6 protein-coding genes are annotated in these 25862 nt (G+C 68.0%); all 6 read left to right on the top strand.

What is annotated here, in order from left to right; genetic code table 11:
• The first annotated feature begins 1 nt into the window (after window position 1).
• Genes V9L20_RS12205 through V9L20_RS12180 form a run of 6 tightly spaced genes read left to right on the top strand, consistent with a single transcriptional unit; the run spans window position 2 to window position 25862 of the window.
• Window positions 2-664, top strand: coding sequence for a 4'-phosphopantetheinyl transferase family protein (locus V9L20_RS12205; RefSeq protein ID WP_337296797.1), 663 nt, complete (start codon window positions 2-4; stop codon window positions 662-664).
• Window positions 661-5955 (top strand): amino acid adenylation domain-containing protein, encoded by a 5295-nt coding sequence (locus V9L20_RS12200; protein WP_337296796.1) that lies wholly within the window; start codon window positions 661-663, stop codon window positions 5953-5955. The genes V9L20_RS12205 and V9L20_RS12200 overlap by 4 nt, the downstream gene beginning before the upstream one ends.
• Window positions 5955-10562, top strand: a complete 4608-nt coding sequence (locus tag V9L20_RS12195; protein WP_337296795.1) for a type I polyketide synthase — start codon at window positions 5955-5957, stop codon at window positions 10560-10562. The genes V9L20_RS12200 and V9L20_RS12195 overlap by 1 nt, the downstream gene beginning before the upstream one ends.
• Window positions 10559-13891 carry an amino acid adenylation domain-containing protein gene (locus V9L20_RS12190; protein ID WP_337296794.1) on the top strand — a complete coding sequence of 1111 codons (3333 nt, stop codon included), beginning with the start codon at window positions 10559-10561 and terminating at the stop codon, window positions 13889-13891. Before V9L20_RS12195 ends, V9L20_RS12190 begins: the two co-directional genes overlap by 4 nt.
• Window positions 13891-21759, top strand: coding sequence for an amino acid adenylation domain-containing protein (locus V9L20_RS12185; protein ID WP_337296793.1), 7869 nt, complete (start codon window positions 13891-13893; stop codon window positions 21757-21759). Before V9L20_RS12190 ends, V9L20_RS12185 begins: the two co-directional genes overlap by 1 nt.
• Window positions 21759-25862, top strand: coding sequence for an amino acid adenylation domain-containing protein (locus V9L20_RS12180; protein ID WP_337296792.1), 4104 nt, complete (start codon window positions 21759-21761; stop codon window positions 25860-25862). Before V9L20_RS12185 ends, V9L20_RS12180 begins: the two co-directional genes overlap by 1 nt.

The raw sequence follows: 25862 nt of genomic DNA, 5'->3' as shown, positions 1-25862 counted from the left end.
GTTGGCCGAGGGCATCGAGGTCTATCGCCTCGACTTCGACCTGGCCGCCGAGCCTGAGGCGGCGCGGCAACTGCTGACCCCCGCCGAGCGCGCCAAGGCTGACAGGTTCGCAAGAACCGCCGACCGGGTGCGCTTCACGGAAGGCCGGGCCGCACTCCGAAGCCTGCTTGCGGAGCGCGTGGGCTGCGAGCCCGCCGATGTGCCGCTCGCATCGAGCGCGCACGGCAAACCGTTTATCGAGCTCGCACCCGGTGCTGCGCCGCCATTCAATATCTCGCATTCGGGTGCTCACGCGCTCATCGCTCTGGGCGATGCGCGGACGGTGAGCGAGGTGGGTGTCGACATCGAAGAGTGCAGGGCCGAAGTCGACATGGAGGCTATTGCATCGCTGGCTTTCAGCGATCGCGAATTCAATCAAGTGCGCAATGCCGCCGATCGGCCGCGCGCGCTCTACAGCCGTTGGGTCGCGAAGGAGGCGGTGCTGAAGGCCATTGGCGTTGGCGTGGCCGAGCACCTGAAATCCATCGGCATCCACTTTGATGCGGAGGGGCGGATCGCCCTCGAATCTGCTGTTCCCGGATGGACAAATTTTCAAGCCGTGGCGCTCCAGGCGCCGCCCGGCTATGCAGCCGCCCTCGCGTGGCGCGCAAAGGAATCGAGATGACTGAAATACCGCAAAAGGCAAACACGCTGCCGAAGAATTTCGTGACGCATTTGCGCACGCTCGCGAGCACGCGGCCGGACGACATCTGGCTGACCGTGGCCGGCACGGTGAACGGCGAATTGCATGAAGAGCCGATCAGCTATGGCGTGTTCGAGCGCCGCGTGCGCGCACTTGCGGCGCGGCTCCAGCAGCAGCTGGCCAAGGGCGAGCGCGCGCTCATCATGCTCGACAACGGCGACCACTACGCGGTGTGCATGCTGGCCTGCTTCTACAGCGGCGTGATCGCGGTGCCGGTGTTCCCGCCCGAGTCGATGCGGCCCCAGCATCTTGCGCGGCTCACCGGCATTGCCGCGGATTCGCAGGCCCGCTGCGTGCTGACCTCGACCGCCATTTCGCACGCGATGAATGCAGCCAGCGAATTTGCCGATGCGCAAGTCATCGCCGTCGACGCGGTGGACGCGGCGCTCGCCGATGCATGGACACCCTTCGACCCCGCCGACAGCGACATTGCATTCCTGCAATACACCTCGGGCTCGACCTCTGCGCCCAAGGGCGTGATGGTGACGCACGGCAACCTGGTTGCCAACGAAATCGCCATGACGCACGGCATGGACGTGAGGCCGGGAGACAAGTTCGTCTGCTGGGCGCCGCTCTATCACGACATGGGGTTGATCGGCGGGCTGCTGCTGCCGCTCTTCAACGGCATTCCGCTGGTGCTCACCTCGCCCGGCTACTTTCTCGAGCGCCCGGTGCGATGGCTCGAGCTCATCTCGCGCCACCGCGCCACTCACAGCGGCGGGCCCGACTTTTCGTTTCGCCTGTGCCTGGAGCGCGTGAACGATGCGCGGCTTGCGCAGCTGGACCTTTCGAGCTGGCGCGTGGCCTACACGGGCGCGGAGCCGGTGCGCGCGGACACCGAGACGGAGTTCATCGAACGCTTCGCGCCCGCAGGATTCGACCCGAACGCGGCTTACCCTTGCTACGGCCTCGCCGAAGGCACCTTGTACGTGACCGGCAGCGTGCGCGGCGGCGGCATGGTGGCACGCACCTTCTCTTCCGATGCCCTGGCACAAGGAGCCGGCATGCCGGCCGGGGAAGGCACGGTGCTGGTCGGCTGCGGCGTGGCGGCGCCAGGCCATCGCGTCGAGATCGTCGATGTAGAAACGCTCTTGCCCGCGGCACCTGGAAAGATCGGCGAAATCTGGACCAGCGGCCCGAGCATCTGCCTCGGCTACTGGGGCAAGGAGCGCGAAACGCGCGAAACCTTCGTGGAGCGTGACGGCGATCGCTGGCTGCGCACCGGCGACCTCGGCTTCATGCACGAGGGCCAGCTCTACGTCACGGGGCGGATCAAGGACCTGATCATCGTCCGCGGCCACAACATCTATCCGCAAGATATCGAGCGGCTCATAGAAGCCGAGGTCGACGCGGTGCGCAAGAGCCGCGTCGCCGTCTTTGCGGTGCAGGGCGCGGACGGCGAAGGTATCGGCGTCGCGGCCGAAGTGTCCCGCAGCATGCAGAAGCTGGTGCCGCCGCAGGCGCTGGTCGATGCGCTGGGCGCCGCGGTCAGCGAAGTGTTCGGCGAACCTCTGTCGGTGGTGCTGCTGCTCAACCCGGGCGGCCTGCCCAAGACCACCAGCGGCAAGCTGCAGCGCAGCGCGTGCCGCGCGGGCTGGAAGGACGGCACGGCCGATGCCTACGCCGTTTACCAGTTCGGAGCCTTCGTGCGAGGCGGCCCCACCGAAGCAGCCATCGAAGCGCCGCTCGACGAGGTCGAAATGGTGCTCGCCGCCATCTGGCGGGAGGTCTGGAAGCATGGCGACGATCGCCCGCTCGGGCGCGATGCGCACTTTTTCAACCGGGGCGGGAGCTCGCTCACCGCCACGCAGGCAGCATCGCGGATCTCGGCGCATTGGCAGATCGACTTTCCGGCGCGAATGCTGTTCGAGCAGCCGCGCCTGCAGGCGTGCGCAGCGGCCATTCGCCAACTGCAGGCGCAGGGCCTGCGCCCGAAGCACGCGCCGCTGCCGGTGCTTTCGGCAGAGCGCCGGCTGTTGCCCATGCCGCTTTCGCACGCACAAGAGCGCCAGTGGTTCCTTTGGCGGATGGACCCGCAAAGTGCGGCGTACCACGTGAGCGGCGCGCTTCGCCTCACGGGAGCGCTCAACGCCGATGCCTTGCGCGCCGCGGCGGACGACCTCGTTGCACGCCACGAATCGCTGCGCACGGTGTTCAGCGCTGCCGCCGACGGCAACCCGGAGCAATGGATAAGACCTGCCGGTGAGTTGCCGATGACGCTCCTCGACTTGCGCCGCCTCGATGTCGGCGAGCGCGACAGGCAATTGGCAGAACAAACACGGCGCCTCAAGGCCGAGCCTTTCGACCTCACGCAGGGCCCGCTGCTGCGCGCCGCGCTGATCCGCACTGCCGACGAGACCCATGTGCTCGCAGTGGTGATGCACCACATCATTTCCGACGGCGCCTCGATGCAGTTGCTCATTGATGAGCTGGCCGCGGGCTACGCCGCGCATCTGGGCGCAGAGGCCAGGCGCCTGCCCGCGCCGCGCGTCCAGTACGCCGACTACGCGCTCTGGCAGCGCGACTGGCTTGCGGCCGGCGAGGGCGAACGGCAGCTGGCCTGGTGGCGCGCGCAACTCGGCGACGCGCATGAAGTGCTGGACCTGCGCACCGACCATCCGCGCAAGCCGCAGGCCGGCTACAGCGCCGCGCGGCATGCCTTCGAGTTGCCGGGCAGCCTGCTGGCCAAGCTTCGCGGGCTGGCCGACGCGCAGGGTGCCACGCTCTTCGTGGTGCTGCTCGCGGGCTTCCAGTCGCTGCTGCACCGCTACACGGGGCAGCAGGACATCCGCATCGGCGCGCCGATTGCCAACCGCAACCGCATGGAAGCCGAAGGCGTGGTCGGGCTGTTCGTCAACACCCTGGTGCTGCGCAATTCCATTCACGGGCGCCTGAGCGCATCGCGCGTGCTGGCGCAGGCCCGCGAGGCCGTGCTGGGCGCGCAGGCCAACCAGGACCTGCCTTTCGAACAGCTGGTGCAGGCGCTGCAACCGGAGCGCAGCCTGAGCCAGACGCCCTTGTTCCAGGTGATGTTCAATCACCTGTTCGAGGACTTCCGCGCATTCTCGAAACTGCCCGGCATCGCGGCAGAGGACCATGCATTGCCCGATCTCGCGGCCCAGTTCGATCTCACGCTAGAAGCGCGCGAAAGGCCCGAAGGCCAGCTGTCGCTGTCGGTGATCTATGCGGCTGAGTTGTTCGAGCCGGACACCATCGAGCGCATGGCCGGCCACTATGTCGCCATCTTGCAAGCGCTGGCCGACCGCCCCGATCAGCCGGTAGGCGACATCGAACTGCTCGGTGCACCCGAGCAGGTGCGGTTGGCGCAATGGGGTGTGAACACGCACCGCGAGCCGCAACCCGAGCCCGTGCACCGCATGATCGAGCGGCAGGCGCGAACGCAGCCCGAGGCCACCGCACTGCTCTTCGCCGACGAGTCGCTGAACTTCGCCGAGCTGAACCGCCGGGCCAACCGCCTCGCGCATCGGTTGATCACGCTCGGCGTCAAGCCCGAAGTGTTGGTGGGCATTGCGATGGAGCGTTCCGTCGAGATGGTGGTGGCGATCCTCGGCGTGCTCAAGGCCGGCGGCGCCTATGTGCCGCTCGATCCGGAATACCCGGCGGAACGCCTGGCCTACATGGTGCAGGACAGCGGCATCGGGCTGCTGCTCACGCAGTGCAGCCTTGCCGATTGCGTGCCCGACCGTCGCGCATTGACCGTGCTGGAAGTCGATGCTGCCATCCTCGGCGGCGAGCCCGACAGCGATCCGCACGTTGCCCTGCACATCGAGAACCTTGCCTACGTCATCTACACCTCGGGCTCCACCGGCAAGCCCAAGGGTGCGGCCATACGCCACGGCGCGCTGCACAGCTGCATGATGTGGATGCAGGACATCTACCGGCTGACGCGCGATGACACCGTGCTGCACAAGGCACCGTTCGGCTTCGACGTGTCGGTGTGGGAGCTGTTCTGGCCGATGACCTCCGGCGCGCGGCTGGTGGTGGCCAACCCCGGCGACCATCGCGACCCGTCCCGGCTGGTCGAACTGATCCAGCGCCACCAGGTCACTACGCTCAACTTCGTGCCGTCGATGCTGCAGGCCTTTTTGGCGCACGAGGGCATCGAAGCCAGCACGCGCCTGCGCCACATCATCTGCGGCGGCGAGGCGATGCCGGCCGAAACGCAGAAGGAAACGCTTGAGCGCTTGCACGGCGCGGGCCTGCAAAACCTCTACGGCCCGACCGAGACCACCATCCATGTCACGCACTGGGCCTGCCGCAATGATGGCCAGAGCCAGGTACCCATCGGCCGGCCGATCAGCCACACCAGCACCCATGTGCTGGATGCCAGCCTGAACCTCGTGCCGCAGGGCGTTGCAGGCGAGCTGTACCTGGGCGGCATCAGCCTGGCCCGGGGCTACCTGAAGCGGGCCGGCTTGAGTGCGGAGCGCTTCGTGGCCGATCCCTTCGACAGCGAAGGCGGCGGAAGGCTCTACCGCACCGGCGATCTCGTGCGATGGAACGCCGAAGGGCAGCTGGAGTACCTCGGCCGCATCGACCATCAGGTGAAGATCCGCGGCTTGCGCATCGAACTCGGCGAGATCGAGGCACAGCTTCTCGCGCAGACTGCCGTGCGCGAAGCCGTGGTCGTGGCGAAGGAAGGCCCTGCCGGCTTGCGCCTCGTGGCCTACCTCGCGGCGCATGCGGACCACATCATCGACACCGCCGGGCTCAAGGAGCGCCTTGCACAGGTGCTGCCGGACTACATGGTCCCGCGTGCCTTCGCGGTGCTCGACAGCCTGCCGCTCAACGCCAACGGCAAGGTCGATCGCAAGGCGCTGCCGGAGCCTGTGTTCGCCGGCGAGCTGGCCTATGAAGCACCGCAAGGCCATGTGGCGCAGACCCTGGCTGGCGTGTGGTCCGAGGTGCTGAAGGTCGGGCAGGTCGGGCAGCACGACAACTTCTTCGATCTCGGCGGCCATTCGCTGCTGCTGATTCGCGCGCATCGCCTGCTGGAAGACCGGCTGCAGATTGCAATTCCGGTTGTCAACCTTTTCAAGTACCCCACCATCGAATCGCTCGCCCGTTGGATCGAGCAGGCACCGGCCGGTGCCGCGTCGTCCGCGGCCGCTGCCGCAGCTGGCGACGACAGGGCGCTGCGCCAACGCGCCGCCATGCTTCAACGCCGCAAGGCCACAGAGAGAGTCAACTGATGTCTGCCTTTCAAGAACGCTCCGAAGCTACAGGCATCGAGATCGCCATCGTCGGCATGGCCGGTCGCTTTCCGGGCGCCGACGATGTGGATGCTTTCTGGCGCAACGTGCAGGGCGGTGTGGAGTCGGTGTCCCGCTTCACGGACGATGAGTTGCGAGCGCGCGGCGTGCCGCAGACCCTGCTGGACGACCCCGAGTACGTGAAGGCCGGCGTCAAGTTCGACGGCGTGGACCAGTTCGACGCCGGCTTCTTCGGCTACACGCCGCGCGAAGCCGAGACTCTCGATCCGCAGCAGCGCATCTTCCTGGAATGCGCCTGGGCGTCGCTCGAGCACGCAGGCTGCGACACCGCGCGCTGGCCCGGCAAGGTCGGCGTGTATGCGGGCGAGGGCACCAACCTGTACCTCATCCGCAACCTGCTTCCGTCGTTCGGCCTTGGCGCGGAGAGCGGCATTGCAGACCTGCTGGGGCTGATGAACGGCAACTCCGGCGGGTCGCTCTGCACGCGCGTGGCCTACAAGCTCGACCTGCGCGGCCCCGCGGTTACCGTGCAGACCGCCTGCTCGACATCGCTTGTCGCAGTACACACCGCGTGCCAGGCCCTGTTGGGCCACGATTGCGACATGGCCTTGGCCGGCGGCGTGTGGCTCAACCTGCTGCAGGAAGGCGGCTACCGCTATCAGTCCGGCGCCATCCTCTCGCCCGACGGCCACTGCCGCGCCTTCGACGCAAAAGCCGCGGGCACGCTCATCGGCAGCGGCGCGGGCGTGGTGGTGCTCAAGCGGCTGGACGATGCGCTTCGCGACGGCGACACCATCCATGCGGTGATCAAGGGCTCGGCCGCCAACAACGACGGTGCGGGCAAGGTGGGCTTTACAGCGCCCAGCGTGGACGGGCAGGCCGAAGTCATTCGCGCGGCCCAGCTCATCGCCGGCGTGGCGGCAGACACCATCGGCTATGTGGAAGCGCACGGCACCGGCACCACGCTGGGCGACCCGATCGAGATGGCCGCACTGACCCAGGCGTTTCGCGCCGATACCGAGCGGCACGGCTTCTGCGCCATAGGCTCGGTAAAGACCAACATCGGCCATCTCGACGCAGCCGCCGGCGTGGCAGGGCTCATCAAGGCGACGATGGCGCTCAAGCACCGCGTGCTGCCGCCAAGCCTCAATTTCGAACAGCCCAATCCGCAGATCGATTTCGCGGCGAGCCCGTTCTACGTGAACACCCAAGCGCGCGCCTGGGCCGAGGGCCGCGTGCCTCGCCGTGCGGGCGTGAGCTCCTTCGGCATCGGCGGTACCAATGTGCACGTGGTGCTCGAAGAAGCGCCGGCCGTCGCAGCGCATGCGGCAAGGGTGCCGGCCTGGCAGGTCCTGCCCCTGTCGGCAAAAAATCAAACGGCGTTGGCGCAAGGCCGAACCCAACTTGCGGCGCACCTGCAGGCACAGCCCGCACTGGCCCTGCACGACGTGGCGCACACCCTGCAAACCGGGCGCCGCACCTTCGCATGGCGCAGCGCCGTGGTCGCAAGCGATACGCAGATGGCCGTGCAAATGCTGTCTTCGCCAGGCGGCACGTTCCGCAAGGCACCGGCCACCGCGCCCGAGGTGGTGTTTCTCTTTCCGGGCAGCGGCAGCCAGCATGCCTTCATGGGCGCTGCGCTCCACAGCGAAAGCGCCGTGTTCCGCGTGGCACTCGATCGCTGCATCGACTTGCTGCGCACGCAGAGCGGCATCGACCTGCAGCCGCTGCTCTTCGCGGCAGCGGATGAAGAAGCATCGGCGAACGAGCGCCTGTTCCACATCGAGGTCGCGCAGCCAGCGCTTTTTGCCGTCGAATATGCACTGGCCCAATGGTGGCTGCACTGCGGCGTGAAGCCGGCGCTGATGATGGGGCACAGCCTTGGCGAATACGTCGCGGCCTGCGTGGCCGGCGTGTTCTCGCTGGAAGATGCGCTGCGCATCGTCGCGCAGCGTGCGCGCCTTGTGCAGGCGTTGCCGGCCGGTGCCATGCTCTCGGTGCCGCTGGCCGAATCCGCGCTCGCGCCTTTCCTCGAGATGGGGTGCGACCTTGCGGCGGTGAACGGAGAGCAGCTCTGCGTGCTGGCGGGCACGCCCGAAGCCATTGCGCGCGCGGAGGAAGAACTGCGCGCGCGCCAGCATTCGGCGCGCCGCCTGCATGTTGCCGTGGCGTTCCATTCGCGGCTCGTCGATCCGGCCGTCGCCGCACTGGAACAGCTGATTGCATCGGTGCCGCGCCATGCACCGCGCATTCCGTTCATCTCCAACCTCACCGGCCTGCCGATCACCGCACAAGAGGCCACCAGCCCCGCGTACTGGGGCAGGCATCTGCGCAACACGGTTCGCTTTTCCGAAGGCCTGGGCCATATCTTCAGCAAGCCCGGACGTGCGGTGCTCGAAGTCGGCCCCGGCGAAACGCTGGCCGGGCTCGCCCGCCAGCATCCGGGCGCCAGCGCAGCCGCAGGCATCTGGGCCAGCCAGGCCCATGCGCAGCAGACCGCGCGCAACAGCCAGCAATTAGCAAATGCGGTTGCGGGCCTGTGGACGGCCGGAGTCGACATCGACTGGGCTGCGAATCAGGAGGGAGGCCAACGCCGCCGCCTGCCTCTGCCGACCTATGCCTTCCAGCGCCAGCGCTACTGGGTGGAGCCGGGCAAGACCGCACCGCCTTCTTCGCCAAGCGCAGACGCCGACATTCTTTATGCACCCCACTGGCAGCGAAGCACACCGCCAGCGCCCTCCGAAAAACCTGCGGAGCGAACAGGCAGCACGCTCATCCTGGGCGATGCCGACAGCTTCACCGACCGGCTCGCACGCACGCTGCGCGAGCGCGGCGAACAGGTGGTGCTGGCATTGCGAGGCCCGCGCTTCGCGCGCACCGCGCCGCGGCAATACACCCTGCGGCAAACCGAGCGCGCCGACCATGAAGCGCTGCTGCGCGAAGTGGAAGCCGAGGCAGGCCCGGTGCGGCACATCCACCATCTGTGGAGCCTTGACGGCGGCCGGCTCGCGCCGCCGCATGCGGACGCTTTGGAGAATGGCTACTTCAGCCTGCTCGCGCTCGTGCATGCGTTCGACGCCCTGGGCTTGCCGGGCCGTGCTCCAACGGCTCTGACCATCGTCACCGATGGCCTGGAGGACGTCTCCGGCACCGAGGCGCTGGTGCCCGAGAAGGCAACCCTGCTGGGCCTCGCCAAGGTCATGGGCCAGGAATATCCGTCGGTCTCCTGCCGCGTGATCGACGTGGTGGTGCCCGCACCGGAAAGCGCGGCCGAAAGCGATCTGGTGCGCCGCGTCGCCGACGAGGCGGAGTCTGCGCAAGACGATTTCGTGGTGGCCTATCGCGGGCCCCACCGTTGGCTCAAGAGCTACGAGCCGTTGCCCAAGCAGGCCGCCACGCAGCGCCTGCGCGAAGGCGGTGTGTACCTCATCACCGGCGGAATGGGCGGTGTCGGTCTTGCGCTCGCGCGGCACCTGAGCCGCGCATGGAAGGCACGCCTCGTGCTGCTCGGCCGCACGCCGATGCCCGCGCGCGGCGACTGGGAGCGCATTGCCTCATCGTCCAGTGAGCCCGCTGCACTGCGGCGCAAGCTGCGGCAGCTGATCGAACTCGAGACGACCGGCGCGCAAGTGCTGACGGTCACGGCGGACGTGACCGACGCCGCGCAGCTGCGCGATGCCCTCGCGGCGGCGCATGCGCGCTTCGGCGCCGTCAACGGAGTGGTTCACGCGGTGATGGACCCGGGGCTGGGCATGATCGCCCAGCGCACCCGCGCCCAGGTGGAAGCGGCGTTCGCTCCCAAGGTGGCGGGCACGCGCGAGCTGCTTGCAGCCCTGCGCGAAGAGCCGCTGGACTTCGTGCTCTTCTGTTCTTCCATTGCCACGCTCGCCGGCGGGCTGGGCCGCAGCGACTATGCGGCTGCCAATGCCTATCTCGATGCACTCGCGGCGGCGCACCGCCGCACATCGGCGCTGCCGGTGTTTTCGATCAACTGGGATGCGTGGCGCGATGTCGGCTCAGCGGCCGACATGGACCTGCCGGAGGGCGTCGGCCTGGACGAGCGCACCGGCGTGCTCGCCTTCGAACGCATCGTCAACGGCCCCGACCTGCCGCAGACGGTGGTGTCCGTTTCGGCTCTCGCACCGCGCCTTCGTCCGTTGGGCAACCTCCTGGATGCGGTGGAGGCCCAGGATGCAGCGGGCGCCCCATCGGTGGTATCGGTGGGCGAAGCCCGTGCCAGCCATTCACGCCCCGCGCTGCCCACCGCGTATGCCGCCCCTGAAGGCGAACTGGAAGAAGGCCTGGCTGCGCTGTGGACCGAGGCACTTGGCATCTCGCCCGTGGGCGCGCACGACAACCTGTTCGAACTCGGCGGCGATTCGCTGCTGGCCATTCGACTGCTGTCCCGCGTGCGCAAGGCCTATGGCGTCGAGCTGCAGCCTGCCGATTTCTTCAAGGCGCCGACCGTGGCCGAGCTGGCCGCATTGATCGAGCTGCGGCTGATCGAAGAGATCGAGCGCGAGGCCGAGGCCACTGCAGACCCACAACCGGCAACCGATCGCATCACCGCAAGTTTTTCATCATGAGCGAGACATCTCACCTTTCCGAACGTCGCGCGCGCCTGTCGCCCGAGCAGCTGAGACTGCTGCAAAGCCGGGTGAAGCAGGGCGGCAATGCGGCACCCGCGCGCGAGAGCATCGTGCGCGGCCACAACGCCGGCCCCGTGCCCGTCTCCTTCGCGCAGCAGGGCCAATGGTTCCTGTGGCAGCTGAACCCCGCCAATACGGCGTACCACGTCGGCGGCGGGCTTGGTTTTTCAGGCCCGCTCGATGTCGGGGCGCTGCAGGCTGCAATGCAGTCGCTCGCCGAACGCCACGACGCATTGCGAACCGTGTTCGCTTCCGACCCTGAAGGCCTGCCGGAGCAGCGCGTTCTGGAACACGTTCACATCGACATTCCTTTCGCCGATCTCAGCCTGCTCGATGCGGCCGAGCGCGAATTCCGCTACGACGAAGCGGTGGCCCGGGTCTGCCGCACGCCTTTCGACCTGACGGCCGGCCCCTTGCTGCGCTGCGCCTTGCTGAAGATGGCGCAGGGCGAGCACCAGCTGCTGCTCATGATGCATCACATCATTTCCGATGCATGGTCCGTCCAGCTCATGCTGGACGACCTTGCGCAGGCTTACGCCTTGCGAGTGCAGGGCCTGCCGGACACCCGAGCCCAGCCCGAAATCGGCTATGTCGACTTCGCGCTGTGGCAGCGCAAGTGGCTCGAAGAAGGCGAAGGCGAACGGCAGCTCGCCTACTGGCGCAAGCGCCTCGGCGCGAGCCAGCCGGTGCTGGCGCTGACCACCGACCGGCCGCGTTCCGCCGAAGCCCGCTACAGCGCTGCGCAGTACTCGCTCGACATACCGGCCGGCCTTGCAGAGGGGCTCAGGCAGCTTTCGCGTGCGCAGGGTGGCACCTTGTTCATGGCGCTGCTCGCGGCCTTTCATGCGCTGCTGTTCCGCTACACGGGCCAGAACGAAATTCGCGTCGGCGTGCCCGCCTCGGGCCGCGGCCGGCCGGAAACTGGGGGCGTCATCGGCGTCTTCATCAACACACTTGTGCTCGATGCGCGCCTTGCCGCGCACACCAGCCTGGCGGAGCTCCTGGCGCAGGTTCGCGACGCCTCGATCGAAGCGCAAGCCCACCAGGACCTGCCGTTCGAACGCCTGGTGCAGGCCCTGCGCGCGGAGCATGGGCACGGCGCCGCATCGCTGTTCCAGGTGATGTTCAACCACCTGGGGCAAGGGGACCAGCCGCTGCGGGGCTGGCCCGACCTGAGCGTGCGGCGCATCGACCTGGAGCAGCGCGCCGCCCCGTTCGAGTTGACGCTGGAAACCATCGAGCGCGAAGACGGCGGCATTCGGGCCAACTTTCGCTACGCGGCCGAACTGTTCGAGCCGAGCACCATCGCGCGCATGGCGGGCCATTACCAGCGCGTGCTCGAAGCGCTGGTGAAGTTGCCTGCAGCGAAGCTCGGTGAGCTGAAGCTGCTCTCCGACGCAGATCGCGCCCAACTCGCGCAGTGGGGCGTCAACACGCATCGCCGCGGCGAAGCGCAAACGGTGCACCGCATCATCGAACAGCAGGCGGCTGAAATTCCCGATGCCGTCGCCCTGGTTTTCAACGATGAAGTGCTGAGCTACGGCGAACTGAACCGCCGGGCCAACCAACTGGCACACCGGCTGTTGCAAGCCGGCGTGCGCCCTGAAGTGAAGGTCGGAGTGGCGCTGGAGCGCAGCATCGAACTGGTGGTCGGCCTGCTCGCAATCCTGAAGGCGGGCGGCGCCTATGTGCCGCTCGACCCGGAGTACCCAGCCGATCGCATTGCCTACATGGCCGAGGACAGCGGCCTTGCGCTGGTACTGACGCAAGAGCGCCTGAAAGAGCGGCTGCAATTGCAGGCCGGCGTACCCATGCTTGCGCTCGACACGCTGGACCTAGGCGGCTACCCCCAAGACGACCCGGCGGTGGCGCTCGGCAGCGACAACCTGGCCTATGTGATCTACACCTCGGGTTCGACTGGCAAGCCCAAGGGTGCGGCCAACCGCCATGGCTCGCTCTACAACCGGCTGGTGTGGATGCAGCAGGCCTATGCGCTCGGCGAAGCGGACACCGTGCTGCAGAAAACGCCGTTCAGCTTCGACGTGTCGGTGTGGGAATTCTTCTGGCCGCTGATGTTCGGCGCCAGGCTGGCCGTCGCCAACCCCGGCGACCATCGCGAACCGGCGCGGCTCATGCAGCTGATTCGCGCGCATGACGTGACCACGCTGCACTTCGTGCCCTCGATGCTGCAGGCCTTTCTTGCGCACCAGGGCGTGGAGGCTTGCACCAGCCTGCGGCGCATCGTCTGCAGCGGCGAGGCATTGGCCGCAGAAGCGCAGAACGAGGTCTTCAGGCGATTGCCGCAAGCCGCGCTCTACAACCTGTACGGCCCCACCGAGGCCGCCATCGACGTGACGCACTGGAGTTGCCGTGACGACGGGCGCACCCAGGTGCCCATCGGCCGGCCGATCGACGACACCCAAACCTATGTGCTCGATGCCGAAATGAACCTGGTGCCACCGGGCGCCGCGGGCGAGCTTTACCTGGGCGGCGCCGGGCTTGGGCGCGGCTACGTGCGCCGTGCCGCGCTCACTTCCGAGCGCTTCGTGGCCGACCCGTTCGACAGCGAAGGCGGTGCAAGGCTCTACCGCACCGGCGACCTGGTCCGCTGGAACAGCGAGGGGCAGCTCGACTATCTGGGCCGCATCGATCACCAGGTGAAGATCCGCGGATTCCGCATCGAGCTGGGCGAGATCGAGGCGCAGCTGCTTGCGCAACCCGAGGTGCGCGAGGCCGTCGTCGTGGCAAGCCAGGGCGCGGGCGGCGCGCGGCTCGTGGCCTATGTATCGGCGCAGGCGGAGCCCGCCATCGATGCGGCGTGCCTGCGCGAGCAACTCGGCCGCGCATTGCCCGACTACATGGTGCCGGCGCTCTTCATGGTGCTGGAGACCCTGCCGCTGAACGCCAACGGCAAGGTCGACCGCAAGGCGCTGCCCGAACCCGAGCGCGCGAGCGCCCAGGCCTACGAGCCGCCGCAGGGTGCCAGGGAAGAAGCGCTCGCAGCCATATGGGCCGAGGTGCTCGGCGTGCAGCGCGTGGGCCGCCACGACAACTTCTTCGAACTCGGCGGGCATTCGCTCATGTCCGTGCAGGTGGTCGCCCGGGTGCAGGGCGCCATGCATGCGGACCTGACGGTCTCCGATATTTTCAGGCAGCCGGTTCTCATGGACATGGCTGCGCTCATTGCCGATGCCGGCGAAAGGAAACCCGTGGCCCAGTCTCTTTCGGACATCGACGCCTTCATGGACAGCCTGGAGATCGCTTGATGGACATCGCGGCCACGCACGACCAGATCGGCAAGCGCTTTTCGCGCCTCAACCCGGCGCAGCGCCGGGCGGTGTACCAGAAGATCCGCGCCGAGGGGCTGACCATCGGGCAGTTTCCGATTCTCCAGCGCGACGATGCAGCGCGCATTGCCTGCGCGCCCTCGTATGCGCAAATGCGCCAATGGTTTCTCTGGCAACTGGAGCCGGGCAGCTCGGCCTACCATATCTCGGGCGCGCTGCGGCTCCAGGGCACGCTCGACCGGGACGCGCTGCAGGCGAGCTTCGATGCCCTGGTCGAGCGGCATGAATCGCTGCGCACGGTGTTCCGCGCGAATGCCGAAGGCCTGGTCGAGCAGGTGGTGCAGCAGCGTGCGGGGCTGGACATTCCGCTCATCGACCTGGCGGCGCTTCCGGCCGGCGAGCGCGATGCAAGGGCGGATGAAGAAGCGCGGCGCATCGCCGAAACTCCGTTCGACCTGACCGCCGACCAGCTGCTTCGCGTGGCGTTGATCCGGCTTCGTGACAAGGAACATTTGCTCGTCGTCGTGATGCATCACATCGTGTCCGACGGATGGTCGCTCAAGATCCTCGTGGACGAGTTTGCGGCCCACTACCGCGCGCGCGCCAACGAGCAGCCGCCGCGCTTGCCGGCGTTGCCAATCCAGTACGCCGACTACGCCGTATGGCAGCGTCACTGGCTGGAGGCCGGCGAGAAAGAGCGGCAACTCGATTACTGGAAGGCGCATCTCGGCACCGAGCACCCGGTGCTGCAGCTGCCGACGGATCACCCGCGGCGCCCGGACGGCCGGTACCGCGCGGCGCGCCATGACGTGGCGTTGCCGCAGCCACTGGCCGACGCGCTGCACAAGCGCGCGCAGGCCCAGGGCGCGACGCTCTTCATGGTGCTGCTCACGGGACTGCAGGTGCTGCTGCACCGCTACACCACGCAGCAAGACATTCGCATTGGCGTGCCCATTGCCAACCGCCATCGTGTGGAGGCTGAAAAGGTCATCGGCTTCTTCGTCAACACGCAGGTCCTGCGCAATGTGCTGAACAGCCGAACGAGCCTGCTGCAGGCATTGGAAGCCACGCGCAATGCAGCGCTCGGTGCCCAGTCGCACCAGGACCTGCCTTTCGAGCAGTTGGTGGAAGCCCTGCAGCCCGAGCGCAGCCTTGGCACCGCGCCGCTGTTCCAGGTGATGTTCAACCACCAGCGGCGCGACCTTCGCGCGCTGCAAGAGCTGCCCGGGCTGAGCCTGCAAGACCATGAACTGGGCGGCCAGGCTGCGCAGTTCGAACTCACGTTGAGTGTCATCGAAGACGCGCAAGGCCGTGCGCAGGCCAGCTTCCATTACGCGCAAGAGCTGTTCGATCCAAAGACCGTGGCGCACATGGCGGGGCACTACCTGGCCGTGCTCGGCGCGCTGGCCGCAAACCCCGCACAGGCGGTGGGCGACATCGACCTGCTCGCGCCCGCCGAGAAAGAACGGCTCGCGCAGTGGGGCGTCAACGCACCCGCAACCCAGGGCAGCGAGCCGGTGCACCGGCTCATGGAGCGGTGGGCCCATGAGCGCCCCGATGCCGCGGCGCTGTTGTTCGGCGACGAAGCATTGAGCTACGGCGAGCTCGACCGCCGCGCCAATCGCCTGGCCCACCGGCTCATCGCGTTGGGCGTGAAGCCCGACACGCGCGTCGGCATTGCCGTGGAGCGCTCCTTCGACATGGTGGTCGGCCTGCTCGGCATCCTGAAAGCCGGCGGTGCCTACGTGCCACTGGACCCGGAATACCCCGCGGACCGGCTGGCGTACATGGCTTCCGACAGCGGCATCGACCTGCTCGTGACGCAAAGCGATGTGAGGGCACGGATTCCGTCCGGCGAGCACGTGCGCGTTCTGCAGCTCGACACGCTCGATCTGCAAGCCGAGCCCGTGCATTCGCCCGCCGTTGCGGTGCATGCCGGCAATCTCGCCTACATCATCTACACCTCGGGTTCGACCGGCATGCCCAAGGGCGTGATGGTTTCGCATGGCCCCTTTGCCGCCCATTGCGTTGAAACGGCTGTGCTGTACGAAATGGGGCCGCACTCCCGCGAACTGCACTTTCTGTCGTTCTCCTTCGACGGCGCGCATGAGCGCCTCTTCACGGCCCTGTGCTGCGGCGCCTCGCTGCTGCTGCGCGATGCATCTCTTTGGACCGCCGAGCAGACGCTGGACGCGATGCAGCGCCACGGCGTTACCAACGCGGGCTTTCCTCCCGCCTACCTGCGCCAACTGGCCGACTGGGCGCGCGACACCGGCCATTGCCCGCCGGTGCAGCTGTATTCCTTCGGCGGCGAGGCCATGTCGCGCGAAGGCTTCGATGCCGTGCGCCGGCACCTGAAGCCCGAGCTGCTGATCAACGGCTACGGGCCTACCGAAGCGGTCGTCACGCCGATGCTGTGGAAGGTCGATGGCGCGGCGAGCTTCGAAGAGGGCTATGCGCCCATCGGCCGGCCCGTGGGCGACCGCAGCGCGCGCGTGCTCGATGCAGACCTCAACCTTGTGCCGCGCAACGTGGCGGGTGAGCTGTACCTCGGCGGCGAGGGGCTGGCGCGCGGCTACCTGCACCGCGCCGCGCTCACCGCGGAGCGCTTCGTGGCCGACCCCTTCGACGCGAACGGTGGCCGCCTGTACCGCACCGGCGACTGGGTGCGCTGGCGCGACGACGGCCAGCTCGAGTACCTGGGCCGCATCGACCACCAGGTGAAGGTGCGAGGTTTCCGCATCGAGCTTGGCGAGATCGAGGCGCAACTGCTGGCCCGGCCCGAAGTGCGCGAGGCCGTGGTGGTCGCGCGCAGCGGCCCGGCCGGGGCGCGGCTGGCAGCCTATGTGTCGCTGAACGCCGGGCAGCCCATAGGCGCAGCGGCATTGAAGGAGCAGCTCGCGCGCGCATTGCCGGACTACATGGTGCCTTCGGCCATCGTGGTGGTCGATGCGCTTCCGATCGGCCCCGCCGGCAAGGTCGATCGCCAAGCCCTGCCTGAACCTGAACTCCCGCAGGACGACAAGGCCTATGAACCGCCGCTCGGCGAGGCTGAAGAGGCGATTGCCAAGGTATGGCGCGGCGTGCTCGGTCTTGAACGGGTGGGCCGCAACGACAACTTCTTCGAGCTGGGCGGCGACTCCATCCTGAGCCTGCAGATCGTGGCGCGGCTGCGCCTTGCGGGCTGGAAGGTGAGCCCCAAGCAGATCTTCGAGCGGCAGACCGTGGCGCAGCTTGCAGGCGCGGCCGAACCCGTTGGCGATGCAAAGCGCATGGCTGCCGGTGATGCGGCAGGCGAGGCGCCCCTGCTGCCATTCCAGCACGCGTTCTTTGAGATGCAGATGCCGGTGCGCAACCACTGGAACCAGGCGGTGCTGCTGAGGTGCCGCGAGCCCTTGCAGCTGGCCGCCTTCCGGCAGGCCTTGCTGGCCGTGGTGCGGCACCACGACAGCCTGGGCCTGCGCTACAGCCAGGACGCCGAAGGTGCATGGCATCAGCACTACACGGCAATGTCCGACAACGAACTCGCCGAACTGCTGTGGGTGCGCAAGGCACGCGATGCGGGGCAGCTCGAAGCGCTCTGCGACGAGGCGCAGCGCAGCCTCGACCTGGCGCGCGGCCCGTTGCTGCGCGCGCTCGCCGTCGAATTGCCGGACGGCGAATTGCGCCTGCTGCTCGCCATTCACCACATGGTGGTCGACGGCGTGTCGTGGCGCATCCTTCTGGAAGACCTGCAGGATGCGTATCGCCAGAGCCTGGCGGGCCGAGCCGTTGCGCTGCCCGCCAAGAGCAGCAGCTACAAAGACTGGACGACTGCATTGCAGGGCTATGCCGCAAGCCACGCCGACGGAATCGGCCATTGGGCGACGCTGGCGGATGCCCACGCCAACCTGCCGTGCGCTCATCCCGACGGATCGAACACCGCAGCCGACCAGCAGACCCTCGAAGTGCGGCTGGACGCGGCGACGACGCAGGCGCTGCTGAAGGACGCACCCGTGGCCTATCGCACGCAGGCCAATGACCTGCTGCTGACGGCGCTCGGCCGTGCGCTGTGCGCATGGGCCGGCCATGACAAGGTGCTGGTCGATCTTGAAGGCCATGGCCGCGAAGACCTGTTCGGCCACATCGACCTGTCTCGCACCGTCGGCTGGTTCACCACGCTGTTTCCGGTTGCGCTCGATCCGCTGGGTGAACCCGGCGCTGCCATCAAGCGCGTGAAGGAAAGCCTGCGCGCCATTCCCGACAAGGGCATTGGCCATGGCGTGCTCAAGTACCTTGGCAACCCCGCGCAACAGCAGGCGCTACGGCGGCTGCCCCGGGCGCAGGTGGTCTTCAACTACCTGGGCCAGTTCGACGCCGGCTCCGATGAGCGCTCGCATTGGCTGCTGGCCGACGAGGCGAGCGGCGCCCCGGTGGACGGCGGCGCACCGCTGACGCACGAGTTCGCGGTCAACGGACAGGTGCACGAAGGCGTGCTGGCGCTGCGCGTGAGCTACAGCCAGGCCCGCCACGACCGCGGCGCCGTCGAAGGCTGGGTGCGGCGGTTCCAGCAGGAACTCGAAGCGCTGGTAGCGCATTGCACCAGCGGCGCACATGGCGTCACGCCGTCGGACTTTCCGCTCGCCCGCATCGGCGCGCAGCAGCTCGATGCCCTGCCGGTGCCGCTTTCCAACCTGGCGGACCTGTACCCGCTTTCGCCCATGCAGGCGGGCATGCTGTTCCACACCCTGTACGCGCCCGGCGGCAGCGCCTACGTCAACCAGCTGCGCGTCGACATCGACGGGCTGGATGTCGCGCGCTTCAGGGCCGCATGGCGTGCGGTGCTGCAGCGGCACGACGTGCTGCGAACCGGCTTCCTGGCCGGCGAACCGGCCTTGCAATGGGTCGCGCGGCATCTCGAGCTTCCGATGGCCGAGCATGACTGGCGAGACCGCGCGGACGCCGCCGGTGCGCTCGACGACCTGGCGCAAGCGCAACTCGCGCAGGGCTTCGACCTGGCGCAGCCCCCGCTGATGCGCTTCGTGCTGGTTCAGATGCAGGGCGGCAAGCACCATTTCGTCTGGACCATGCATCACCTGCTGCTGGACGGCTGGAGCACCTCGCAGCTGATGGGTGAAATGCTGCGGCATTACGCCGGCGAAGCCCTCGCAGCGCCGGGCGGCCGCTATGCGGACTACATCGCCTGGCTGCAGAAGCGCGACGGAAAGGGCGACGAGCGCTATTGGCGCGAGCAGCTGGCGCGCATAGATGGGCCTACCTGGCTGGCCAACACCCTGCCCAAACCGCGCGACGCGCGCACCGGCCATGGCATGCATCGCTGCGAGATCGACGCGCAGCGCACCCGCGCGCTGGCGGAGGCGGCCAAGCGCGAGCGCGTGACCCTCAACACGCTGGTGCAGGCCGCCTGGGCGTTGCTGCTGGCGCGCCACACGGGGCAGCGCACGGTGAGCTTTGGCGCCACCGTGGCGGGCAGGCCGGTGGAGCTGCCCGGCGCGCAGCAGATGCTGGGCCTGTTCATCAACACGCTGCCGGTCATTGCCACGCTTGAGCCGGCACAGCGCGTGGGCGACTGGCTGCGCGAACTGCAGGCGCGCAACCTCGGCGCGCAGGATCATGAGCACACGCCGCTCTATGAAATACAGCGCTGGGCGGGGCAGGGCGGGCAAGACCTGTTCGACAGCATCGTGGTGTTCGAAAACTATCCGCTCGACCAGGCGCTGAAGCAGGGCGCGCCCGACAGGCTGCGCTTCGGCGAGGTCTGGAACCGGGAGGAGACGAACTACCCGATGACGCTCTCGGTCAACCAGGGCGAGACGCTGATGCTGAGCTACAGCCACGCGCGCAACCAGTTTGGCGATGCGCTCGTGCAGACCCTGGCGCGCCGCATGGAGCAACTGATCGAAATGCTCGCGGCAACGCCCGGTGCGCATGTGGGCGACATCGGCCTGCAGGACGAAGACAAGGCGGCGCTGCCGCCGGCCCGACCCGCGGAGCCCTTGCTTGCCGCGGACATCGCGCAACCGGTGCACCGCTGGTTCGAGCGGCAGGCGGCCTTGCATCCGGACGCGACGGCGGTGGTCTTCGGCGATGAAAGCCTGAGCTACGCGGAACTCGACGCACGCGCCAACAAGGTCGCGCATCGGCTCATCGGTCTTGGCGTGGCGCCCGAGGTGAAGGTGGGCATCGCGGTCGAACGCTCGATTGAAATGGTCGTGGGGCTGCTCGGCATCCTGAAGGCCGGCGGCGCGTACGTGCCGCTCGACCCCGAGTACCCCGCCGATCGCCTGGCCTACATGATCGAGGACAGCGGCATTCGCCTGCTGCTCACGCAAAGCCATGTGCAGCCCAGGCTTGCGCTGCCGGGCGATGTGCGCGTGCTGACGCTCGACGATGCCGCCCTGGACTCGGAGGCGGCGCACGCGCCTGACGTGCCGGTGCATGCCGACCATCTCGCCTACGTGATCTACACCTCGGGCTCCACCGGCCGGCCCAAGGGCGCGCAGCTGACACATCGCAACGTGACGCGGCTGCTGGACTCGACGCAGCCCTGGTTCGGTTTCGGCGCGCAAGACGTGTGGACGAACTTCCACTCGTATGCCTTCGACTTCTCGGTGTGGGAAATCTTCGGTGCGCTGTGCACCGGCGGCAGGCTGGTGGTGGTGCCGTTCTGGGTCAGCCGCTCGCCCGACGATTTCGTTGCGTTGCTGCGCGAGCAGCAGGTCACCGTGCTGAACCAGACGCCGTCTGCTTTCAGGCAATTGATTCACAGCGCGGCGCTTGCCGCGGGCGAACGGCTGCCGCTGCGATGCGTGATTTTCGGTGGCGAGGCGCTCGAACCGGAGAGCCTGCGGCCGTGGATCGATCGCTTCGGCGACCGGCAGCCGCAGCTCATCAACATGTACGGCATTACCGAGACCACCGTACACGTGACCTACCGGCCGATCGCGCGCGCCGACCTCGACGAACAGAGCAGTCCGGTGGGCGCCTGCATTCCAGACCTTGGCATGTGGGTGCTCGACGGCGACCTCAACCCGCTGCCCGTTGGCGTGGCGGGCGAGCTCCATGTTTCGGGCGCGGGCCTGGCGCGCGGCTACCTGAATCGCGCGGGGCTCAGTGCGGAGCGCTTCGTGGCGGCGCCTTTCGGCCCCGCGGGCGGGCGGCTTTACCGCACCGGCGACCTGGTGCGCTGGCGCAGCGACGGCCAACTCGACTACCTCGGGCGCATCGATCACCAGGTGAAGATCCGCGGCTTCCGCATCGAGCTTGGCGAGATCGAGGCGCAGTTGCTGGCGCAGCCCGAAGTGCGAGAGGCGGTGGTGCTGGCAAAAGAGGGCGCGGGCGGCACGCGGCTCGTGGCCTATGTGTCCGCGCGCGCGGGCCAGGCGGTGGATGCTGCAATGCTGCGCGAGCGGCTGCTGCAGAAGCTGCCGGACTACATGGTGCCCGCGGCGCTGATGGTGCTCGATGCCGTGCCGCTGAACGCGAACGGAAAGGTCGACCGCAAGGCGCTGCCCGATCCGGAGATTGCCGCCGGCGGCGCCTATGCAGCGCCGGTGGGAGAGGTGGAGAGCGCACTCGCCGCCATCTGGGCCGAAGTGCTCGAGGTGGAACGCGTGGGCCGGAGCGACAACTTCTTCGAGTTGGGAGGCCACTCGCTGACCCTCTTGGCCGTGCAGGCCAAGGTGCAGAAGCAGCTTGCGGTGCAGTTGCCGCTCAAGCGCTATTTCGAAAACCCGACGTTGGCCGCAATGGCGGGCGCCGTGCAGGAAGAGGTCGGCACAGCCGCGGCCGCGGGCTCGGAAGACCTCGCGCAGATGGCCGCGATGCTCGACCTTCTGGAGGATTGATGGAGATCGACAAGAACAGCATTGCGGACCGCTTTGCGCGCCTGCCCCGTGAAAAACAGAAGGCGTTTCTCGGCCTGCTGCAAAAGCAGGGCGTGGACTTTGCCAGGCTGCCCATCGTGCCCCTGCCGGCCGGAACGAAGGCCGAACTTTCCTATGCGCAACTGCGCCAGTGGTTCCTTTGGCAGCTGGACCCGAAGAGCACGGCGTACCACATCTCCGGCGCGCTGAAGCTGCACGGGGCGCTCGACGTCGATGCGCTGAAGAACAGCTTTGCGGCACTGCTGGAGCGCCACGCGTCGCTTCGCACGGTGTTCAGGCCGGATGCGCAGGGGTTGTGCGAACAGGTTGTGCAGGAGCGTGTGGATCTCGACATCGCGGTGATCGACGTGGCCCACTGGCCCGGCGATGCGGAGGCGCGTGCGCGAGAAGAAGCCCGCCGCCTGAGCGCGACGCCGTTCGACCTGACAACGGGTCCGCTGATGCGGGTGGGCGTGATCCGGGTTGCACCGCAAGAGCACGTGCTCGTGCTGGTAATGCACCACATCGTTTCCGACGGCGGCTCGCTGCATCTGCTGGTGGGCGAGTTCGTCGCGCAGTACCGTGCGCGGGTGCTCGGCGACCGGGTGGACCTGCCGCCGCTGCCGATCCGCTATATCGACTACGCGGCATGGCAGCGCAACTGGCTGGAAGCCGGTGAGAAAGACAGGCAGCTTGCCTACTGGACCGAGCGCCTGGGCACCGGCAACCCGGTGCTGCAGCTGCAGGCGGACCACAGCCGCCGGCCGAACGGCCACTACACCGCGGCCAGGCACGGCGTCGATCTTCCGCCGGAGCTGGTGCAGGCGTTGCACAAGCGCGCGCGCACCGGCGGGGCGACGCTCTTCATGGTGTTGCTGGCGGCTTTTCAGGCGCTGTTGCACCGCTACAGCGGGCAGCAGGACATTCGCGTGGGCGTGTCGGTGGCCAACCGCCATCGCGCGGAGACCGAAGGCATCATCGGGCTCTTCGTCAACACGCAGGTCATGCGCAGCACGGTCGAAGGCCGCATGAGCCTGGCAAAGGTGCTCGCGCAGGCGAAGGAAGCCGCCATCGGCGCGCAGGCGCACCAGGACTTGCCTTTCGAACAGCTGGTGGATGCGCTGCAGCCCGAGCGCAGCCTGAGCGTGAACCCGCTGTTCCAGGTGATGTTCAGCCACGACCGCACCGACTCCCGCACGCTGAAGCAGTTGCCCGGCCTGGCGCTCGAAGACTATGCGCTGGCCGCGCCGGTGGCGCAGTTCGAACTGGTGCTGAACACCAGCGAAGACGCCGATGGGCGCCTGCATGCGAGCTTTATCTATGCATCGGAGCTGTTCGAACCCGGCACCATCGAACGCATGACCGCGCACTATGTGGCGATGCTCGGTGCGTTGGCTGATGACGAAGGGTGTGCGGTGGGCGACATCGCGCTGCTCGGCGCCCCCGAGCAGGCCCAGCTCATCGCCTGGAGCGTGAACCCCCATCGCGAGCCGGCTCCCGAGCCCGTGCACCGCATGATCGAGCGGCACGCCCGCCAGCAGCCCGAGGCCATCGCGCTCCTGTTCGCTGACGAGGCGTTGAGCTTCGCTGAACTGAACCGCCGTGCCAACCGCCTCGCGCACCGCCTCATCGCCCTGGGCGTCGGCCCCGAGGTGCTCGTGGGCATCGCCATGGAACGCTCCGTCGAGATGGTCGTCGCCATCCTGGGCGTGCTCAAGGCCGGCGGCGCCTACCTGCCCCTGGACCCCGACTACCCCGCCGAGCGCCTGGCCTACATGGTGCAGGACAGCGGCATCGAGCTGCTGCTGGCGCACCGCGCCACGCGCGACTGTCTCGACGACCGCGGCAGCCTCACCACCCTGGAGATCGATAGCCTCGACTTCAGCGGCGAGCCAGAGGCGGATCCGCAGGTCGCCCTGCACGGCGAGCACCTCGCCTACGTCATCTACACCTCCGGCTCCACCGGCAGGCCCAAGGGCGCCGCCATCCGCCACCACGCCCTGCACAGCTGCATGGCCTGGATGCAGCGCACCTACGGCCTCACCCGCGAAGACACCGTGCTGCACAAGGCCCCCTTCGGCTTCGACGTGTCGGTGTGGGAGCTGTTCTGGCCCCTGACCGCCGGCGCCCGCCTCGTGGTGGCCCAACCCGGCGACCAGCGAGACCCGGCCCGGCTGGTCGCGCTCATCCAGCGCCACCAGGTCACCACCCTGAACTTCGTGCCCTCGATGCTGCAGGCCTTCCTGGCGCACGAAGGCATCGAGGCCAGCACCCGCCTGAAGCACATCATCTGCGGCGGCGAGGCCATGCCCGCCGAGACCCAGAAGGAGACCCTGCAGCGCCTCCATGGCGCCACGCTGCAGAACCTGTACGGCCCCACCGAGACCACCATCCACGTGACGCGCTGGACCTGCAGGGACGATGGCCAGAGCCTGGTGCCCATCGGCCGGCCGATCACCGACACCCAAGCTTATGTGCTCGATGCCGAGCTCAACCTGGTGCCTCGGGGCGTCGCCGGCGAGCTGTACCTGGGCGGCGTGAGCCTGGCGCGGGGCTACCTGAAGCGGCCCGGCCTGAGTGCGGAGCGCTTCGTGGCCGATCCATTCGATAGCGAAGGCGGGGGGCGGCTCTACCGCACGGGCGACCTGGTGCGCTGGAACGCCGAGGGGCAGATCGAGTACCTGGGGCGCATCGACCACCAGGTGAAGATCCGGGGGCTGCGCATCGAGCTGGGGGAGATCGAGGCGCAGCTGCTGGCGCAGCCCGAGGTGCGCGAGGCGGTGGTGGTGGCCAGGGAGGGGCCGGGCGGTGCGCGGCTGGTGGGCTATGTCTCGGTGCATGCGATGCAAGCGGGGCAGGCCATCGACACCGCGGTGCTCAAGGAGCGCCTGGGCCGGGTGCTGCCCGACTACATGGTGCCGCGGCTGATCGTCGTGCTCGATGCCTTGCCGCTGAGTGCCAATGGCAAGGTGGAGCGCAAGGCGCTGCCGGAGCCTGTGTTCGCCAGCGAGCTTGCGTATGAAGCCCCGCAAGGCGATGCCGAAGAGGCGCTGGCTGCCATCTGGCGCGAGGTGCTGGGCGTGGCGCAGGTGGGGCGCGGCGACAACTTCTTCGAGCTGGGCGGCGATTCGCTCCTGAGCCTCAAGCTCATCGCGCGCATTCGCAAGCAGCTGCCCGGCGGCAGCCACCTGGGCCTGGCCGATGTGATGCAGGCCGCAAGCCTTCGTGAGTTGGCCGCGCGCGTGGACCAGCGGGCCGAGAGCGCGAATGACGCCGTGTGCCTGCATGCCGGCGGTGCGGGCGTGCCGCTTTTCTGCCTGCCCGGCCTCATCGTCAACTCGCGCGAGTTCCAGCCGCTGGCGCGCGCGGTGCAGGGCGACCGGCCGGTGTATGCCTTTGTGAGCCATGTCTACACGCGCAAGCGGTGGCGCGGTTTTGCCATTCGCGAGCTTGCGGCCGAGTATGCGGATTTCATCGTCAAGACGGCCACCGGCGGCCGGTGCGCCTTGCTGGGCTGGTCGCTGGGCGGCGACCTGGCTTTCGAGGTGGCGCGGCAACTGCACGGCCGCATCGAGATCGTGTTCTTCGGCGCGGTCGATGTGTTCGAGTCGGAGCCGATGGTTCCCCAAGGCAGCTTGACGCCGGCGCAGCGCACACAGGCCGACGAGGTGCTGGCCGCGTGGCTTGCAAGGTCGGACATGGCGGCGCAATGGAAAGAGCTGTTCGCCCGCATGACCGATGCAGAACAGGCCTGGGTGGCCGAGCAGCTGCTGGCCCCAACCTGGGTGTCGCCGCTCGACGGTGCGGGCGACGAGGCTTATGAGTACCTTCTGTGGGCCACGCTCGACAGCCGCGTGCAGTCCGCGCACTACGCCCGCTGCGCGCAGGCCAAAACCGACTTGCCCGTGGAGGTGTTCCATGCCGAGCGCTCGCTGCAGGCGCCGGGTGTGCTGCGCCGCTGGCCGGAGCGCGCCCGCGTGCTCTCGACCGAGGTGGTGCCGCGAACCGGGCACCTGGACATCATTCGCGATGCACAGTTCGGCGCCACGGTAAAGAACCGCCTGCTGGCGCTCGACGCCGCCTAG

The organism is Variovorax sp. CCNWLW225 (genome assembly GCF_037204045.1).
Classification (GTDB): domain Bacteria; phylum Pseudomonadota; class Gammaproteobacteria; order Burkholderiales; family Burkholderiaceae_C; genus Variovorax.
This window is presented reverse-complemented; position numbering and strand designations above follow the sequence as displayed.